This is a genomic window from Pseudobdellovibrionaceae bacterium, assembly GCA_019637875.1.
Taxonomy (GTDB): domain Bacteria; phylum Bdellovibrionota; class Bdellovibrionia; order Bdellovibrionales; family Bdellovibrionaceae; genus JAHBUW01.
Genome location: JAHBUW010000018.1, coordinates 48,893 through 67,172, shown reverse-complemented (window position 1 = coordinate 67,172; position 18,280 = coordinate 48,893). Strand labels below are relative to the sequence as shown.

Annotated in this window: 20 protein-coding genes; 7 read left to right on the top strand and 13 right to left on the bottom strand. The window is 58.8% G+C overall.

Annotated elements, in window-relative coordinates:
* The 7 genes from tsaA to KF767_17845 form a co-directional block, all read right to left on the bottom strand.
* The coding region (gene tsaA / locus KF767_17875; protein MBX3019760.1) for a tRNA (N6-threonylcarbamoyladenosine(37)-N6)-methyltransferase TrmO at positions 1–520 on the bottom strand (520 nt) is incomplete at its 3' end.
* Positions 517–3,690 carry an isoleucine--tRNA ligase gene (gene ileS, locus KF767_17870; GenBank protein MBX3019759.1) on the bottom strand — a complete coding sequence of 1,058 codons (3,174 nt, stop codon included), beginning with the start codon at positions 3,688–3,690 and terminating at the stop codon, positions 517–519. The genes tsaA and ileS, both read right to left, overlap by 4 nt.
* 79 nt (positions 3,691–3,769) lie before the next feature.
* Positions 3,770–4,213 (bottom strand): hypothetical protein, encoded by a 444-nt coding sequence (locus KF767_17865; GenBank protein ID MBX3019758.1) that lies wholly within the window; start codon positions 4,211–4,213, stop codon positions 3,770–3,772.
* Positions 4,210–5,679 carry a hypothetical protein gene (locus tag KF767_17860; protein MBX3019757.1) on the bottom strand — a complete coding sequence of 490 codons (1,470 nt, stop codon included), beginning with the start codon at positions 5,677–5,679 and terminating at the stop codon, positions 4,210–4,212. The genes KF767_17865 and KF767_17860 overlap by 4 nt, the downstream gene beginning before the upstream one ends.
* Before the next feature lie 11 nt (positions 5,680–5,690).
* Positions 5,691–6,101, bottom strand: coding sequence for a hypothetical protein (locus KF767_17855; GenBank protein ID MBX3019756.1), 411 nt, complete (start codon positions 6,099–6,101; stop codon positions 5,691–5,693).
* A 158-nt stretch (positions 6,102–6,259) separates the two neighbouring features.
* Positions 6,260–6,538, bottom strand: coding sequence for a hypothetical protein (locus tag KF767_17850; protein MBX3019755.1), 279 nt, complete (start codon positions 6,536–6,538; stop codon positions 6,260–6,262).
* Positions 6,535–6,846 carry an ATP-dependent Clp protease adaptor ClpS gene (locus tag KF767_17845; GenBank protein ID MBX3019754.1) on the bottom strand — a complete coding sequence of 104 codons (312 nt, stop codon included), beginning with the start codon at positions 6,844–6,846 and terminating at the stop codon, positions 6,535–6,537. Before KF767_17845 ends, KF767_17850 begins: the two co-directional genes overlap by 4 nt.
* A gap of 75 nt (positions 6,847–6,921) precedes the next feature.
* Here KF767_17845 and KF767_17840 point away from each other — a divergent pair, with 75 nt between their 5' ends.
* From KF767_17840 to KF767_17820, 5 genes are all read left to right on the top strand, one after another.
* Positions 6,922–8,055 carry a GNAT family N-acetyltransferase gene (locus KF767_17840; protein ID MBX3019753.1) on the top strand — a complete coding sequence of 378 codons (1,134 nt, stop codon included), beginning with the start codon at positions 6,922–6,924 and terminating at the stop codon, positions 8,053–8,055.
* A gap of 47 nt (positions 8,056–8,102) precedes the next feature.
* Positions 8,103–8,807, top strand: coding sequence for a rhomboid family intramembrane serine protease (locus KF767_17835; protein ID MBX3019752.1), 705 nt, complete (start codon positions 8,103–8,105; stop codon positions 8,805–8,807).
* Positions 8,808–8,904: 97 nt separating this feature from the next.
* On the top strand, positions 8,905–9,519 hold the full coding sequence (locus KF767_17830) for a L,D-transpeptidase (protein ID MBX3019751.1): 615 nt from the start codon (positions 8,905–8,907) through the stop codon (positions 9,517–9,519).
* A gap of 251 nt (positions 9,520–9,770) precedes the next feature.
* Complete coding sequence (locus KF767_17825; GenBank protein ID MBX3019750.1) at positions 9,771–11,756, top strand: lysophospholipid acyltransferase family protein; 1,986 nt, start codon at positions 9,771–9,773, stop codon at positions 11,754–11,756.
* Positions 11,753–12,535, top strand: coding sequence for a hypothetical protein (locus tag KF767_17820; protein MBX3019749.1), 783 nt, complete (start codon positions 11,753–11,755; stop codon positions 12,533–12,535). Before KF767_17825 ends, KF767_17820 begins: the two co-directional genes overlap by 4 nt.
* On the opposite strand, the gene KF767_17815 is transcribed toward KF767_17820, so the two are convergent.
* Positions 12,532–12,993 carry a hypothetical protein gene (locus KF767_17815; GenBank protein MBX3019748.1) on the bottom strand — a complete coding sequence of 154 codons (462 nt, stop codon included), beginning with the start codon at positions 12,991–12,993 and terminating at the stop codon, positions 12,532–12,534. The genes KF767_17820 and KF767_17815 overlap by 4 nt on opposite strands.
* Before the next feature lie 119 nt (positions 12,994–13,112).
* Between KF767_17815 and KF767_17810 the strand changes: the two genes are divergently transcribed.
* Complete coding sequence (locus KF767_17810) at positions 13,113–13,565, top strand: hypothetical protein (protein MBX3019747.1); 453 nt, start codon at positions 13,113–13,115, stop codon at positions 13,563–13,565.
* 95 nt (positions 13,566–13,660) lie between these two features.
* Positions 13,661–14,356 carry a hypothetical protein gene (locus KF767_17805; protein MBX3019746.1) on the top strand — a complete coding sequence of 232 codons (696 nt, stop codon included), beginning with the start codon at positions 13,661–13,663 and terminating at the stop codon, positions 14,354–14,356.
* Here the strand turns inward: KF767_17805 and KF767_17800 are convergent, their stop codons facing one another.
* Genes KF767_17800 through KF767_17780 form a run of 5 tightly spaced genes read right to left on the bottom strand, consistent with a single transcriptional unit; the run spans position 14,357 to position 18,279 of the window.
* Positions 14,357–14,524: a hypothetical protein gene (locus tag KF767_17800; GenBank protein MBX3019745.1), complete on the bottom strand. Its 168-nt coding sequence runs from the start codon at positions 14,522–14,524 to the stop codon at positions 14,357–14,359.
* A gap of 50 nt (positions 14,525–14,574) precedes the next feature.
* Positions 14,575–15,219, bottom strand: a complete 645-nt coding sequence (gene udk, locus KF767_17795; GenBank protein ID MBX3019744.1) for a uridine kinase — start codon at positions 15,217–15,219, stop codon at positions 14,575–14,577.
* Entirely contained in the window at positions 15,188–15,820 is a 633-nt protein-coding gene (gene upp, locus KF767_17790) for a uracil phosphoribosyltransferase (protein MBX3019743.1), read from the bottom strand. Before upp ends, udk begins: the two co-directional genes overlap by 32 nt.
* Positions 15,821–15,842: 22 nt before the next feature.
* Entirely contained in the window at positions 15,843–17,021 is a 1,179-nt protein-coding gene (locus KF767_17785) for a DUF1688 family protein (protein ID MBX3019742.1), read from the bottom strand.
* Positions 17,014–18,279, bottom strand: coding sequence for a GTP cyclohydrolase II (locus KF767_17780; GenBank protein ID MBX3019741.1), 1,266 nt, complete (start codon positions 18,277–18,279; stop codon positions 17,014–17,016). The genes KF767_17785 and KF767_17780 overlap by 8 nt, the downstream gene beginning before the upstream one ends.
* Position 18,280 lies beyond the last annotated feature (1 nt).

Below are 18,280 nucleotides of genomic sequence, written 5' to 3'. Positions count from 1 at the left end.
CGATCGTGCGCAAAGCCTCTGGCGAAAACAGCACGGGACGGCGGGGCACTTCGGGTTCGGCCCAGGCGCTGGTCGCGCCCGCGACTGCGTCCGCGTAGGGCAGATAAGGTTTGATGTCGAGGACCGGCGTCCCGTCCAGAAGATCGTGACCGCTGATCGCGATCACGGGTCCCTCGGGGGCGTCGAGATCCACGCTTTCGATTTTCACCACGGAAAGGCCCACGGGGTTCGGCCGATGCATCGAGCGCGACGCGAGCACGCCCATCTTCACGTCGCCACCCAAACGCGGCGGGCGCACCGAGGGTTTCCATTTCTTCGCGCCGTGCAGATGAAAAACGAAAATCACCCAAGCGTGGGAAAAACCCTCGAGTCCCCGCAGGGCGTGGCGCAGGTCGGGGTCGTTCGCGAACACCAAACGCGCTTTCGCCCGCGAGGCGAGCGCGGGCTGACGGGGCACGCCGAATTTCCCCTTGAAAGGCGATTCGACGTGCGCGATGGCGGTGAACTCGAAGCTCGTCATCCGCGCGGGAGCGCCCGCACGCCGATCTTCAGGCCATCGCCGTCGATGTCGATGGATTCGGTGTGCGCGCCCGTCGGATCCTGGGCCAGGGGCAGAAGTTTGAAGTCCTTCGTGAGGGTCTCGCTCAAGATCATTTCACGATGAAACTCGACGGCCTCGCGCAAGGGACCTTCGCACGCGATCTCAAGCTGGATGCGGTCGTCCATTTGGAAGTCCGCCGATTTGCGCGCGGCCTGGATCTTCCGCATGACCTCGCGGGCGAGTCCTTCCCGCACCTGCTCGGGCGTGACGGTCGGATCCACCTCGATGGAAACGATCTGGTGGGTCGCGAGGTTCGGATTGTTGTCCTTCGGCGCGCGACGGATCTCAACATCCGAAAGCTGGATGTCTTCGCCGTCGACCTGCAGGGTTTCACCGCGCTCCAGCCGCAGAAGATCCGCAAGGGCGAGCTTCTGGATGCCCGCGCCGACGGATTTCATCTTCGCGCCCAGGCGTTTTCCCAGGACCGGGAAGTTCGCCTTCGCCGAGATCTGCACGTACTGGTCTTCGTTCGCGTCGTAGACGACTTTGCGGAAGTTGAGTTCGTCCAGGAAGTAGGGCTCGAACTTCTTCAAAGTCTCGAGCACCGTGGCCGAGCGGTGGATGATGCGGATCTGGTTCAAGGGGATCTTCGCTTTCACCTGGATCTTTTCGCGGTGATTGCGGCCCAGTTGGACCAGGACCTCCATGGCCTGCACGGCTTCTTCCAGCTCCGGGCGCAGAAGGGACGTATCCGCCGTCGGGAAGCTTTCCAAGTGGACGCTGTCTTTCCCGTCCTTCATCGCCTTGGCGAGGTTCTGGTAAGTCGCATCGGCCAGAAATGGCGCGAAGGGAGCCATCAGTCGCGACAGCGTCGTCAGAACTTCGAACAACGTTTCGTAAGCCAGGCGCTTTTCTTCCGGCATGCCATCTTGCCAGAAGTGCGAGCGATTGAAACGGATGTAAGTGTTCGTGAGCTCTTCGATGAACTGGAGCAGGTGCGGAACGACGTTGTAAAGGCGGTACGCGTTCATCTCGCGCTCGGTGTTCTGGATCAGGTTATTCAGGCGCGAGAGCACCCACTGATCCAAAATGTTCGGCGATTTCTTCGCGTCCCCGCGTGGAACGAAGCCGTCGATGTTCGCGTAGTTCACGAAGAAGGAATAAGAATTCCACCACCGCAACAGGATCTTGCGAACGATATCGAAGACACCTTTTTCCGAGAACTTGAGTTCTTGCGCCTTCACGACGGGAGAGTCGATCAAATAAAGGCGAAGCGCGTCCGCCCCGTGCTGATTCAAAACCTCCATGGGGTCGGGATAGTTCCGCAAAGACTTCGACATCTTCCGGCCGTCCTCGGCCAGCACCAGTCCGTTCACGACGACGTTTTTGAAGGGCGCCTTCCCGTAAAGGGCGGTGCCGATCACCATCAGCGTGTAGAACCAGCCGCGCGTCTGATCCAGACCTTCCGCGATGAAGTCCGCGGGGAAGGCCTTTTTGAACTCTTCCACGTTCGTCGAAGGATAACCCCACTGCGCGTAGGGCATCGAGCCCGACTCAAACCAGCAGTCGAGAACCCCTTCGATGCGCCGTAAAGGCGACTTGCCGGTGGGTGAGGGGATTTCGATCTTGTCGACGACCTCGATATGCAGATCGTCGATCTTTTTCCCGGAGAGTTTTTCAAGTTCCGCGCGCGAACCCACGCAAATGACTTCGCCCTCGGCGTTTCTCCAGAGCGGCAGCGGCGTTCCCCAGAAGCGGTTGCGCGAGATCGCCCAGTCGCGGGCGTTCTCGAGCCAGTTGCCGAAGCGGCCATCGCGTAAATGATCGGGAACCCAGTTCGTCGTCGCGTTGGCCTTGATCAGGTCCTCTTTGATCTGCTCGACCTTCACGAACCACGACGAGACCGCGCGGTAGATGAGCGGCGTATCCGAGCGGTAGCAGAACGGATAGCTATGCTGGATCGTATCTTGTTTGAAGACGCGGTTTTTCTTTTTCAAGTCCGCGATGATGGACTTGTCGGCGTCTTTCACGCGTTGACCCATGTAGTCCGGAACCTCCGCGGTGAACATGCCGTCGTCGTCCACGGGATTGACGATGGGGATGCCGGCTTTTTGGCAGGCGTAGTAATCCTCTTCCCCGAAGGCCGGGGCCATATGGACCACGCCGGTCCCGCTTTCGGTCGTCACGTGATCCGACGAGATGACCCGGAAGGCGGCCTTCGCGCGGCGATCCGCGAAGTAGGTGAACAAAGGCTCGTAGGTCAGCCCCACGAGTTTTTCGCCTTTCAAAACCTCGATCACTTCGACGTCTTTTTTCGGATCTTTGAACGAAGACGCCAGCAAAGCCTCGGCGAGGATGTACTGTGCACCCGTCGCGACTTCACGCACCTTCACGTAGTCGATGGTGAGTCCTACGGCGAGCGCCAAGTTCGACGGCAGCGTCCAAGGGGTCGTCGTCCAAGCGAGCATCGAAACGCCGGGCATTTCCAGAATCGGAAAGCTGACCGTCAGCGCCGGGTCCTGCACCATCTTGTAGTTCTGATTGGCTTCGAAGTTCGAAAGCGGCGTGGAGATCCCCACCGAGTAGGGAACGACTTTGTAGCCTTCGTAGATCAAGCCCTTGGCATGCAGCTGTTGGAAGACCCACCACACCGACTGCATGAACTCCACGTCCATGGTGAAGTAGGGGTTTTCCATATCGACCCAGCGGCCCACGCGCCGGACGGTGGTCTTCCACTCTTCCGAGTAGCGTTTCACGATCCCGCGGCAAGCGGCGTTGTAATTGTCGACGCCCATCTTGAAGACGTCTTTGCGGCTTTCGATCTTGTGGGTCTTGTTGATTTCGTATTCGACCGGCAGGCCGTGGCAGTCCCAACCGAAACGGCGGGGCACGGTATAACCCTTCATCGTCCAGTAGCGGGGAACGACGTCTTTGATCACGCCCGCGAGCAAGTGTCCGTAGTGGGGAAGACCCGTCGCGAACGGGGGGCCGTCGTAGAACGAATAGGTTTTGCGACCGGCCGGATCCATGGAGCGCTGAAAAATTCGTCCCGCATCCCAAGTGTCCAGAAGCTGCTCTTCTTGGCGAGGGAGTTGAACATCCGGTTTGACCGGTGCGAACAGGGGCGTCTTCGATTTTTCGGTGCTCATAAGCTCTCAGTCTTACCAAAGAGCGACCCTTCAGGCACGCGGTCTTAGCCCGTGGACTGCTCGATGCCGCGCAGCACTGCTATCCGCAGGATTCCTCTTCGGCCAAAACTTTGGGGCACCATTCAGGATTTCGATCAAAGACGAGCTCCGCCCGGTCCGTCGAGACCGGCAGAGTCAGGATCAGTTGATTATTTTCAATTCTTGCCGGAGTCGTGGTCGTTTGCCCGACCACCATCTCGGGATCCGCCCCGCAGGACGGATCGTTCCCTTCATGAAGGGCGGTGACCGTCGAGGTCAGCTCGTTGTTTTGCCAAACGTAGGTGCTCGTCCGTTCACAAAACTTCCCCTCGTCCAGAAGGTCCCAGCGCAGGCGTTCGGTGCCGTCCTCGCGAAATTCGAAGATCATCTTTTCGGTGGCGGTGGGGGCTTTGATGAAGTGGCGAAGCTCGCCTGCCGGCGTCGCCTCCACGGGACGTAACGCCGAAAAGGTCCAGAGCCCGACGATGATCAGGGTTTCCGTCATTGCCATTTCCTTTCGTGAAGAGTCGTTTCCAAAATCGCGCGCTCGGCTTCGGGCAGACCCGCGCCCAGCTCGTGCATTTGCGCCCGCAAGGTCGCGAAATCCGCATCCGGCATCAGGCGGGCAAGAAGTCGCAAGGTGAAGGCCTCGGTTTTTTCCGCGCCCCATTCTTTGCGCAGAGCCCACAAAAAACCGCTGACGATCTCGGAGTCGGCGTAAGTCTTTCCGGAGAGGTCGTCGAGGCTCTTTGAATTGTCCAGATTGCGACGATAGGGACCGCCGATAAAGCTGTCTTCGCCCATACGGGGCGTATCCAGGTAGCTGGCCGCCAGGAAATCCGCGACCCCTTCGTTGATCGCGCCGCCTTCACCTTGGGGCGGCAGGTGCGCGAGCGCTTCGATCACCGCGTGGGCGACCTCGTGCATGACGACGGTCGGATCGCGCATCAGGTCGCGGTAAGTGACGCCGTCGCCCGTCCCGAAGCGCAGAATGTTCTGGTGGTAAAGGGCGGCGTTGGAGCTTTCCGGATAACCGATGTGGGTCTCCACTTGCAGGCGCAGCGGCAGTTGAAAACCGTGTCGCGTGCGCAGACCGTTCAGAAAGTTTTCGACGAAGTAGTAGACTTGCAGCTGATCGAAACGCAGATCGTCCAGCGCGAAGGCGTAACGATCATTGGCTGCGCCCAGCGTCTGTCCCGAGCGGGAGGTGACGCTGAAATAGGTCCCGGTCAGCTTCGGCGAGGCTTGGGTCCAAAAGACGGGCACCCAGGCCAGCTGACTTTTGCGCGGCCCCTGCGGGAAGACCTGCGCGAACCGCGTCTCTGCATTAAAGCTGAGCCCCACGTTGACGCGTTCGATGCGCACCCCCGTCAGGCTGTAGCTGTCGCGAAAGAATTGTCCCGTCTTCGGATCCGAGATCTCGACCCGCAGCTCGGGCGAAAACTTGCCATCACGCTCGGTGATCACGATTTTTCCCGGAGCGTCGGCGTGCAGTCCCTCGGCTTCGAGATTTTTTAAGTATTGCCGCCGGATCCGGTCTTCGTTCGCGCGGTAAAGCAGAAGCTCCGTGCGGGGCAGGAACTTCAGCGCGCCTTCGAGTTTTCGTTGCGCGATGTACACCGGGGTCGAGGCGTCATCGTCCACGAGACGAACTTCTTTCGTCACCGCACCTTCGACCTCGACGCCGTCGATCTTCTGCACTTTGCGCAGAAGAGTTTCATTTCCGACGTGAAGTTCCATCTGCTGTTCGGTGAAGTCCGAATCTTGCGCCCACGAGAGCGCCTGCGGGCTTTGATCGTCGGGCGAGGCCGCGGACCAAACGCGATTTTCAAAACGTGCGCGCTGACAGCCCGCCGTGATCGAAGCCAGAAACAAAAGACCGATCACCAAACGCGTCCATGGGCTCAAAAAAAGACCGCCGGCCTGGATCAGGCCCGCGGTCATGGTCTTCGGGAAGAAGGCCGGTTTCATGTCCCCGGTCCTTATTCAACTTCGAAGGTTTTTTCCAGGTAAGTGGCATCGCCGCCGACGAAGCGAACGATGTGTTTACCCGATTTCAGCGTCCCCAGCTTCACTTCTTTTTGGTAGGGGACCAGCACCATCAGACACATTCCGGGGCTGACTTTCGCGAAGGTGCTGACTTCGTGATTGAAGTCATCCACGTGACGGACTTCGGCGCGCGACCACTGGTAGCAGCCGTTGTTGAACATGCCCGACACGATGACGTAGGCCTCGGTGGTCGAGTCAAAACCTGCGGGCACATAAGCTTCGCTCACACCGATCGAGACTTCTTTAGTGTTTTGCGCGGGCGGTTGTCCGGGAGCGGTTTGGTTGGCGAAAGAGGGAAGAGAAAGGGCGAGGGCGGCGAGGAGCACGGTCGATGCGAGTTTCATGACGACTTCCTTGTTGTGGTTGGCGGGCTCGACAGAAGCCCGATGCCGTGACGGAACTTCAAGTTCCTTGCCACCCGTGATTCACTCCCTGAATCGCGCTGAACATAAGAGTTGTTCTGAATTTCCAGATCTCCGGGAGAAAATCCCGGGCAAGGGTCCTAACGCGAAGCGGACACCCTCGGAGGTGCGGCGGGCGCGGGGAAGGGAAAACGGCAGTAGTCGAGAGCGTCGAAAATGTCGGCCGACATTTTCATGTCCACCATGTCCATCGCGCAGCCGATGGCGCTTTGCGGAGCGAGCTCGCAGATGATCTCGGCTTGGGTGTCGTTGCAGTAACCACCCTTGACCAAGTTCTCGATGCAACGGGGAGAGGCCGCCTGCGCAAAGTGAGAAGTGGACACGAGCATCAGGAGCGAAAGCGCGAAGCTGAGTTTCATTTTTGATCTTCCTCTTGGACGGAGAAGTGAAGGGGGAAGCCCTGTTCCCGCGCGTACTGATTGGCGATGGAGGAACGGGTTTCGGCGATCTCTAACGTGTAGACGCCCACCGCGCCCATGCCTTGGGTGTGGGCGGTCATCATGATTTGCGTCGCTTGTTCGGCGTTTTTCTGAAAGTAACGGGTCAGCACTTCAACCACGAAGCCACGGGGCGTGACCGGATCGTTATGAACAAAGACCACGAACATCTTCGGTTTGGTCGTTTGCTCTTGGATTTGATCTTCGGTTTCGATGCCCGTTCGTGTCATTCCCTTGTCTTTCGATGCCTCTCGGTGGAAAGCTGCGCTCTGGATGTTCCCTCAAATGAGTCCCGTCACTTAACAATGAAGACCCACGTTCACAACAGCATTCTTGAGCTCTCGCCCGAGGCATGGTCTGCCCTCGCCCCGAAAAATTTTCCCTTCTGGGATTATGAATTTTTGCGCGCGCTTGAGGTGAGCGGTTCTTTAGGGCGTCGAACGGGGTGGTACCCCCGCATCGAAGCCCGCTACGATCAAGATCGGCTTGTGGGCGCCGCGGTCAGCTTCCAGAAGACGAACAGTTACGGTGAATATATTTTCGATTTCCAGTGGGCGCAGGCCTATGAGCATCATGGGGGGCGCTACTATCCAAAGCGGGTCATGGCGGTGCCGTTCACACCCGCGACGGGGCCCAGGCTTCTGGGAGAAGGGAATTTTCCCCACGAGATCGCCGAACGCGCGCGGGCCGAGGGGGATTCCTCCGTCCATGCGCTCTTCATCGCGGAAGAGGAGATTCCACGCTTTGAAGAGGCGGGCTACCTGATCCGTCACAGCTACCAGTATCATTATTTGCGTCCGACGGAGGATCGGAACTTCGCGGATTACTTGGCGCGCTTCAAAGCCAAGCGTCGCCGCGAAATTCGTCGCGAACGTGAAGAGGTCGCCGCGAGCGGTGTCCGTATCGAGCGTCTGACCGGGAATGAACTGACCCCGGAACACGGTGAACTCATGGCCGAGCTTTACGGCCTCACGGTTGAAAAACGCGGCGGGCACGAGTACCTGACGCCCGAGTTCTTCACCGAGATCTTCAAGACGATGAAAGACCGCATCCTTTTCGTGCTCGCGCGGGACGCGCAAGGCGAACCGGTCGCGGGCGCGCTGAATTTCATCAAGGGCGATACGCTCTTCGGTCGGCATTGGGGCGCGCGGGCGGCGTACCGGTCCTTGCATTTCGAACTCTGCTACTACCAAGGACTCGAATACGTCTTCGAGAAGGGACTTCGTCTTTTCGAGGCGGGAGCACAGGGCGAACACAAATTTCTGCGCGGGTTTTTGCCGCGACTCACTTACAGCGCCCACCGCATTTTCGATCCGCGTTTTGAAGAGGCGATCCGTGACTTCGTCGTGGCCGAGCGAAATCAGATCGCCGAACTTTTTGACATTTACCGCGCCCAAAGCCCGCTCAATTCGACCTCAGGAAAATTTCCCGAGTCTTGATTGACAGTGCGCCGAGAGGCTTCATCTTGTGGGGAACCGGAGGACCGATGTCTTCACCGCTCGAGAGTTTTGGATTCACCCGCAAGATCGTGGGAACTTACCTGACGCGCAAACCGGATGGGGAAGCGCTCATGACCGCGATCATCGCGACGCTCGTTCTGTTCCTGACGACGATGTGGGTGTGGTTCTCGCCGCAAGGTTTGGAAGAGCTCACGGTCTCCTCGGGGAAAACCGTTTTCGAAAACAAAGAGTATTGGCGTCTGTGGACCGCGGCGGTCACCCACGCCGATGTCGGTCACTTGATGTCGAACTCGCTCCTCTTTTTTGTGCTGGGTTACTTCTTGGCCGGCTACTTCGGCATTGTGATGTTTCCAACTTTAGCCCTGATCATGGGCGGGCTGATCAACGCCATCGCGCTGTCGACTTACGGTCCCACGGTGAACCTTTTGGGGGCCTCGGGCATCGTTTATTGGATGGGTGGGGTTTGGCTCGTGCTGTATCTTTTGATCGATACGCGCCGCAGCTGGGGCAGCCGTTGGCTCCGCGTTTTGGGGGTCGGGATTTTGATGTTCGTTCCCTCGGAAGCCTTTGAGCCGGCGGTGAGTTACCGCACGCACTTCATCGGATTTCTCGTCGGCAATTTAACCGGACTCTTATACTACGCGGCAAACGCGAAACGTCTGCGTTCGGCGGAGGTGATCGAATGGATTCCTCCCGAGGTGGACGACGAGGCTGACGCTCTGCGCGCATAGATCATGGAAAGAGTGTGCTGAAAAATCAGACATAAAAAATCTTGCGCCGACAGGCATCCTCCCTTACTTCCACCGCAGCCTGAGGGAGGGCCCACGCATGAAACTGATGATGTCTCTTGTTTTCGTGACTCTGTTTTCCGTGACGGGATTCGCGCAAATTTCCAATGACGAAACCGAACTCAATCCGTTCGATCCGAACATCGAACAAATCCTGAATCAGATGGATCAGGACTACATGGATGAGACCGGGCTCTCACCTTACGTTGAAGGTTTCAACGCGGACGAGATGGTTCCCGATTTCATGGCGAACAAATGTTACCGCCAAAGTTGCGCGGTCTGGATTCGCGTCGTGAAGTCGTCGCAAACCGCGTACTTCTACCAAAACGGTTCGCACGTCGCGACTTGGAAGGTGTCGACGGGCGCTTCGGGTTACGGCACGCCGAGCTTCGATCGTCATCCGAACGGTCGCATCTATGACAAATACACGTCGACGAAATATCCGGAAGGCGACTACCGCGGTCTGGGCAACATGCCCTACGCGGTCTTCATCCAAGGCGGCTTCGCGATCCACGGCACCACCGAAGGCAACATCAAACGCCTCGGCACCCGCGCTTCGCACGGCTGTATCCGCCTGCACCCCGATAACGGCCGCACCTTCAACCGCGCGGTCCGCGCCGTCGGGATCTATAACACTTGGATTACCGTCGAGTAGTCGACGCAAAGACCAGTCGAGTAAGCGACGCCAAGATTTGACCCGTTCCTCCGATCCTTGTTGTTGTGGATCGGCAGAAACCCTCGAGGGCCTCGGCCCCGGGGGTTTTTGTTTTTGGGGGAGGGCCCCGCAATTCGTCACCGGTCCTCTGGTTTCGACAGGACGGCGCCAAAGAAGACCGAAATTCGCCCATGAACCCAAGGGGTTAGCTAGGTCACCCCTGGCATCGGCCTTGCTCAGATCTTCACCGAATGGGCCAAACCGCACTGAATTTCATCCTGCCGCTCGGACTTCTTTTGTCTTTCGCCACGCCGTTTTCGGCCGTGGCCGCGAAACGTTGCGAGGTCGTCCATGCGGGCGCCTCCACGACGACTTCGGTCCCTCAGGTTCGGGGCTTTCTGAATCCGGGCGCCCAGGTGCAGGCCGATGGGCACGTCCAACTCCACCTCACGCAAAGAAATTCGCTGACCGGTCACTTGGTGAACGCGGTCGCGCGCGGCGTCCTTCAGCCCGCGCTGAAAACGAAGCGCCTGGACGAGGTGCTCGCGCGTTTGCAAACGAAACTCAAAGAGGGCGGCGAGCAGAGCTTCTTCGGCAAAGTGCTGGAGTCCTTCGGCATCACGTCGCGTTTTAATCTGAAGATGCTGGAAGAGGTCCCGACCGAAGGACCGATGATCGTGACGCTCAACCATCCGCTTTCGGGGCTTGAGCTCGTCGCCGTGGCGGAAGCCCTCGCGCCCGTGCGTAAAGACGTGAAGATCGTCGCCACCAATTTTCTGGAAAGCGTTCCGGGCTTCAAGGATCACGCGATCTTCGTGAATCCCATGGGCGGCGCGGAAGCGCGCGCTTACAATGCCCGCCAACGCGAAAAAATCGTCGAGCACTTGCAAGACGGTCACGTCATCGTGATCGCGCCCGCCGGCGCGGTGTCGGTCAAAGAAAAACTCTCGGATGAGCACGCCATGGATCCCGTTTGGAAAACGGGCGTCGCCGATTTCTTGGCGCAGGTTCCGCACGCACAGGTCCTGCCGGTTTTCGTGAACGGCGGTCCGAGCCCGACCTTCCACCGCATGCAGCGCGTGCACCCCTTCGCGGGCACCAGCATGATCATCCGCGAGATCGGGGATCTGATCGGGAAGTCCATCGACTTCGCCATCGGCGCGCCGATCAAAGCGGTCGAGCACCAAAAGTTCACCGATCGTCGCGATCTGATGAAGTATTTGCGTCTGCGCACCTACATCATGAGCGAGGCCGTACCGAAGACCGAGACGACCGCGCAACCGAAACGCGTGCGCGCGGAGCCCATCGCGGAAGCGATCGACCCCGCGATCATCAAGGCGGAAATCGAAGGCCTGAAGGTCCTGCATGACTTGGCCCCGGACAACGACGCGAAAGGCATGAAGGCATTGATCGCGCACGGTCGCGATATCCCGAACGTCTTGAACGAGATCGGTCGTTTACGCGAAGTGAATTTCTGGGAGGCGGGCGAGGGCACGGGCCGCGCGCGCGATCTGGATAAGTACGACCTCGACTACAATCACCTGATCGTCTGGGATAAAAAGCAGAACCGGATCGCCGGTGCCTACCGCGTGGGATTCGTCGACAACATCCTGCGCGAGAAAGGCCCCGAGGGGCTTTATACGGGGCAGTTCTTCGGAATCGCGCCGCTTTTACCGTCGAAGCTCGCGCAGATGTTCGAGATCGGCCGTTCGTTCGTGGATAAGGACTACCAGGGCCGGAGCTTCGCTTTGCCGACGCTCTTCGGCGGTCTCGCGAAGATTCTGGCATTCGAAGGAAAGTACCGTGGCTTCTTCGGTGCGGTCAGCGTTTCGAACGAATTCACGCCGGTCTCGAAAGCTTTGATTCTGAAGTGGGCCGCGCGCTACGCGGGGGACAAAGATTACGGGACGGTCAGCGTGAAAACCCCGCCGCGTTTTAAAACCCGTTTGACCGAGGCCGAGCTGGACTACCTCGTCGAAAAGTCGCCGACGATCCAAGAACTTAATCAATTGATTGAAGCGGCCGAAGGTCGCCCCGGCGCGCGCACGCCGCAGCTGATTCCGATTTACGTGGAATTAGGATCGCGTTTCCTGGCCTTTGATCAGGATATGGCTTTCAACACGGTCGACGGGCTGATCTTGTCCGACATCCGCGAGCTCACGCATCCCGTGCGCGTCAAGTACATGGGCGAAGAGGGCGCGCGCGTGTTCGAGCAGAAATGGAACCTGGGCGAATGAGAACGCTGATCGCATCGCTTCTTTTTATGTTGTCGGCCGTCGCTTCCGCGCACCCGGTGGTGAACGACTCGGGTTCGCTTTACTGCCAGCTCAACTCCGACTCGCGTTTCCCGCCGCTGAAAATCGACGAGCTCGCGGTCACCGAAAACGGAACGCGGCAAGAGTTCTCGCGCGTGAAAACCGAGAAGTTTCTTTTCGATCTGCTGGCGGGTTGGGTGGATACGCTCATCTCTTCCAAAGATCCGTTGTTCGTGAATCGCCCGAAACCTTTGTGCGTGGGGCTTTACGATGACTCCACGGGCGCCAATGCGGTGGCGATCGGCGACGGGCAGATCGCCTTCGGCGCGGTTTTGGTCGGACGCACGCTGCGAACCTTTATGGACTCGGCCGATTACGCGCTGACCTATGTGAACGCGCACGAGTTCGCGCACATTCTGCAAGCGCGTCTGGGACTGCGTTTCGACTACGGCGCGCCCGGAATGCGTTTGGATCTGCTTTCGACCAAAATCAAAGAACTGCACGCGGACTGCATGGCGGGTTATCTGCTCGAAGTGCACCGGCAGATTCCGTTCACGCATCAAGCGCGGCTGGAGAGTTTCGTGCGCACGCTGGGGGATTCCCATGCGGTGGGCGATCACGGGATGCCCGCGGACCGTACCGCGGCCCTGCAAGAGGGCGCGCGTCTGGCGAATCTGGACCGGGTCGTCGGCCTCACGCAGATTCACGCGGCTTCGGCGGCGTCGAAATGCGGATTGAAATACCGCCCGCAGTCTTTCTAGTCCGCGCGCATCTGCTCGGGCTTCGCCATTTCGTTCGTAATGTACCAGACGTCCAAGTCGGGATCGTCGTCGAGATTTCCCAACGCGATCAATTTGTACCCGTTTTTCGTGACCCGACAGTCGGGGCAAATCTCCATGGCTTTCCCTTGCAGCATCGGATCGCCCCACCAGAGTTTGATTTCGTAGCCGGGGTTGACGACGCCCGCAGCATAACGCTGGACCGTCACGCCATTCGTGTCGGCCAGCGTAAGCCGTTCGGGCCAATAGCCTTTGCGGGATTTATGAAGATCGAGTTCCGTGCGCATCGCGGTCAGCAGAATGCGCGCCTCGGTGCTGAGCGAGGACTTCAGAACTTGATCGCCGACGACGCTCGCGCCCTGGCCCAAGTAGGCCATGAATCCGAGCGCGGCCGCCATTAAAACCGTAAACAGCGCGATGAACTTCAAATGCTTCTTCATGACTCTTAGTCTTTGAGAGGGCGCGGCAAAGCGCAAGCTTTGCTTTGACCGCCGCAAGCGCTCACCTAAACTCTGAGGTCAGAAGGGCGATGGACGCCCGAGTTTTCAAGGAGGATGTCATGCGTCGCTTATTTGCGCTCGTTGCGGGAATCGCGCTTCTGGGTCTGGTGGGTTTCAATGTCGCCGCTTCGGGAGCGGCCGAGACGGCGCCCGCGACCGCGAAAAGTTACCAGCTTGATTTCGAGTTCCAACGCCATGGTCAGAGCGTTTGCAAAAGCCAACTCATCGCCCAAGCGGGAAATTGGTACGTCGTCTGCGGATTGAATGCCTCGCAAAATCCGATCACGCAGATCCGTCTCCACACGACTCCGCTGACGGAAAGTCCCGGCCAAAATCACATCCGCGCGGTCTATGAAGAAATCGATGCGGTCACCGGTGAGGTGAAGACGATTTCCAACGCCATGGTCGCGACCTTGGACGGCGAAACCTCGTCGATCAGCCAAGGCGTTTACGACGAAAATGGCGAAGTCGTGACCGTCTTGTCTTTCGAGGTGAAGATCACTCCGCTTTGAGTCGACCAATTTGAAACGCCCGGGTGACCCAAAGCGGGTCGCCGACAGGGTAACCCTCGCGGACGGCCGGTCCCGGTGCGAGAATAAAGTTTCAAATGTTATTAATGTATGTGACCAAACAGTCGTTGATCCGCTTCATCGTGATTCTGGCGATGATGCCGCTCATGGTTCTGAGCATGAACTGCGGAAAACCCAGCGCCATTGCGCTGGAATCCACTCCAATGAACGCCAAAGCGGTCGCCCCCATCAGTTTCGTGAATATCGATAAAAACGGGGCTTGCGGTCCGGGCCAACGGGTGCGGTCGCGGATTTTGATTCATTCTGAGCGTGGGCCGGAACTCGTGACCGAAGACTGCCGTGCGATTTCGCCGCGGGCCCTTTCCGTCGCGGAGATCAGGCTCTTTCCGCACAATCTGCAACACGCCACTCTCGATCAACGGCTTTTTGAGCGCTTCGAGGGCGATCCGCAAAACGGGGCGATCCCGGACGTCTCGACCCGATTCCTCTGCCGCGGCTCGGTTGACGAGAAGGTCTTCGACGTCGCTCTGATCGGGGATCTCTTGACGATCAAACTCGCCGAATATGACGGGAATGGACGTTACGTGAAGACGCTTGAAGCGCGCGAGTCCACTGCTCGGGAAACCGCGACCGGCTGGATCAGTAACGAGCTTGAGCTTCGATTAAAGGATCAAGACGTCGCGCAACGGAAGGCCTTCGCGTCCTTCCGCGCGGTCGCTCAGGTGATGAGCGAACCCCAGCTTTCCGTTTCTCTGGATTGCGTTCAGCATTAATTAATTCTGCGGACAGTTTCGACAGGGTTCGGCTTTGCGTTTGATCGCGGGCGGCTGCAAATTCATATCGCGGTTGGGAGTGTTCAGGAAGGGGAGCGGCCAGACCGCAAGCGCAATGAGTAGCGCCGGGCCGTAGCTCCAGATGAAATCCATGGATGCTTCAAGCATAGTTGTCCCTCCAAACGAACTGGATCTTGGGGACAAGTTGGGTGGGGATTTTAGGCCGTCAAGTAAGGGCCCGCACTTTTCACGCAAAAATCCAAAACCCGTGCGAAATCCTCGGGCTTTTCGATGACCTGCTCGGTGTAGGCCCGGCAGGGGGCGACGAACAGATCGTGCATGGGTTTGACCTGGGTCTCGAACTGGCTGCGGACCCCTTCGGGGGTGCGGCCCCGCTCGCGGACGTCGCGGTCCAGACGTCGCGAAAAACGCAGCTCCTCGGGCGTATCCAGAAAGACCCTCAGGTCAAACAGCGCGCGCACCTCGGGATAATGAAAAATCAAAGTGCCGTCGGCGATGATGACCGGGTGGACCGCGAGCGGCTGTCCGTCGCCGATCCGTGAGTGGGTCTTGAAATCATAATGGGGAATGCGGACGTCGCGGCCCGCGCGCAAATCGGTCAGGCACTGCGCGAAGAGTTTGAAGTCGATGGCATCGGGATGGTCGAAGTTGACCGAGCCACCGTCGAAATCAAAGTGTGCGCTTTGATCTTTGTAGAAGTGATCTTGGTAGATGACCGTGCAGTTCTTGGCCCCGAGCTTTTCGGCGAGGGCGCGGGCGAAATAGGTTTTCCCCGAGCCGCTGCCGCCGGAAATGCCGATCAAAAGGGGTCTATTTTGTGTGGTAAAGCCGGTCACCCGCATCTCCCAGTCCGGGCACCAGATATCCCACGTCGTTGATCTGCTTTTCAATATTCAAAGTGTAGATTTCGACGTCGGGATGGAAGTTTTGAAGCTTTTGGCAGGCGTATTCACTGATCAGCACGCAAACGATGCGGATCTGCCCGACCTCGTGGCTTTTCAAACGGTCGATGGCCGCAATGACCGTATCGGCGGTCGAGATCAAGGGGTCGCAAAGGATCGCGGTTTTCCCCTTCGTTTCCGCCGGCATCTTGAAATAGTACTCCACCGTATTGTGGATGAACTTGTCGCGGTAAATCCCGATGAAGCCCACGCCCGCGAAAGGGATCATCTTGAGGACCGCATCGAGCATGCCGTTCCCGGCGCGCAAGATCGAAACGACGATGGGCGGGTTCGAGACGCGCTGAACTTGCGCCGAGGCGACGGGCGTCTCGATGGCGACGGTTTGCAGCTCTTTCCAGTCGCGCATGGCTTCGAAAGCCAGAATCGAGCTGATCTCGGACATCAGATCGCGGAACTCGGGTGAATTGGTGGATTTGTCCCGCAGGTAGCCGAGTTTATGTTGTAGAAGCGGGTGATCCAAAACGACGATCTTTTGCGACATGCAGTCTCCAGATAAAAAACGACTAAAATACCGTTCCATCACTTTGCAGACTCAGCGGGGGGCCGCCGTCCGCGCGCTGTTCTTTCGCGAGCCGACGTCCGGCCCACCAAGTTCCGCCCTCGAGCGCTTTGGCGAGGGGGAACTCCGTCGGGCTGAGCTTGAGCTCTTCGCGCAGACGCGCGCCGATCACATCCAGAAGCGCGACCGTCAGCGCGCGCCACTCGATGATCAAATCCGAATCCGGCGTCCACGTTTGTGCCGCGGCGGCGGGGTCTTTCAACGAGACGAGTCCCGAATCCAAAATCAATCCGCCGTTTCGATATTCGGCGAGGCCCGTGAGCTCTTCTACGCCGTAAACTTCAAGACCCGCATCGATCAGCGGCTCGATCAACGAGTAGGTCATCCACTGCGAAAGTTTATGGAACGCGATCAAGCCCCAGCGCGAGTGATGCCAGATATCGCCCAGATTGCGGCCTTCGTGCTGAAGGCGTCCCGGCCAAATCGGGCCCAAACCGTCGAGCACCGCGCGGAGGACTCCCGAGGCGGGGATGCGTTTTCCGTGTCTTTCGATCAAAAGATCCACGAGCGCGCCCGGACGGGGGGTTTTGAAGTAACGCGGATCCAGGACCGCCTCGCCGAGTGCGCGCATCAGCGCCACGCGACCGGTCGCGCCGACCAGGGGGTTTTGCGGCGTCACCTGAAACGCGAGCTGCAAACGCTTTTCGTCGAACGCCGAAAGGCCCGCGCCGTCGGCGCGGGGACTCTGGCCGTCGCCCGCAAGTCCGCCCTCCATGAACAGATGAAAGCTCGCGACCGCCAGGCCCTCGGATTTCGAGAAGCGCTGGGCTCCTTCTTGGTAGGACCAGGTCATGCCGGCACCCGCATCCAGAAGGACCGAGGTGATGGCCAGATCAAAACGCGTGCGTGCGACCTCGAGAGGGTCCGCGCCCGCCATACGGGCGTTCAGCTGTTCCAGGCGCTTGACTCCGCCCACGCGGAAGTGTCCCCAACGTGAATGGAAGGGGATCTTCAGATCGGGATAGTTCGCGCGCGTGACTTCCAAAACAAGTTTCACCACGCCCGCGAGTTTTTCGGGATGATAGCGAAAATGACCTTCGCCGTTTTTGACTTGGTCGAAGATTTTTTCGGCGCCGTCACGGACGGCGCGGGGGCTCAAAAGATATTCAAGGTCGTTACTCATCGATGGGACGCCCTTTCACCGCGGTGAGTTCGGTTTTGTTCTTTGGCGTTTCTTTCGTGAAGTAGCCCGCCGCCTTTTTCGCTTCGATCTCGACTTGCGCGTCTTTCGGGATGAGTTCATCCGGGATCGAGATGCGGTTCACGACCTCGATGCCGCTGCCGACGATGGCGTTGTATTTCATATTGCTCATCGAGTGCAGATTGTGGATTTTCGAGATTCCCAGGAAGTGCAGGCAGTCGGGCATCAGCTCTTGGAAACGCGCGTCCTCGGTGCCCGCCACGCATTCGGTGCGGTGGAAGTAGGTCGCCGCCGAATCGCCGCCCTCTTGGCGTTTGCGCGCGTTGTAGACCAGAAACTTCGTCACTTCGCCCAGCGCGCGGCCTTCCTTGCGGTAATAGGCGATGAGGCCGATGCCCCCGCGCTGTGCGGTGCGGGCGGCGTCTTCGATGCCGTACATCAGGTAAGGGCGGCAGGTGCAGATGTCCGAACCGAAAACGTCCGAGCCGTTGCATTCGTCATGCACGCGGCAGGTCAGCTCTACCTCGGGTTTCGCCAGATCGCGGGGATCGCCGAAGATGTAAACCGTGGTCGAGCCGATGGGCGGAAGCCAGACTTTCAAATCGGGACGGGTGATGAATTCGGGGAACATCCCGCCGGTCTCTTGAAACAGAATCCGGCGCAGGTCGCCTTCGGTGGTGTTGAGGCGTTCGGCGATGCCGGGCAGATACCAGACGGGCTCGATCGCGATCTTCGTCACGCGGACGTCGGCGTTCTCTTTCACGATCTTGCCGTCGACGGGAAGACGTCCGGCCTTGATCGCGTCGGTCACTTCGGGGATTTGCAAATGCGCCTGGGTCACGGCGATCGTGGGGCGGATGTCGTAGCCCTGCTCGAAGTAGGTTTTAAAATGAATTTGCGGATCCAGACCCCAGGGATCCAGTGACACGATTTTTTGCGGATCGAACCACTGCTTGTAGGGACCGATCGGCGTGGGGCTTTGGGTGTTGTTCAGGTCCGGGCGATGCAGCGGCGGGAACTTTCCGCTCGCGACCGAAAGGGCGCGGTACACGGTGTAGCTTCCGCTGTGCGCGCCGATGGCGTTGCGGGCCCGTTTGTTCGCGACCGAGGCGACGACGGGTCCGCGTTTGAGTGGATCGCGCTCACCCCAATGAATGGGGAGCGTCTCTTTGAATTTGAGATTGTTGTGCGAGGCCAGAATGATGTGGTCGGAGCGTTTATTCACGTCAAAGGTGCTCATG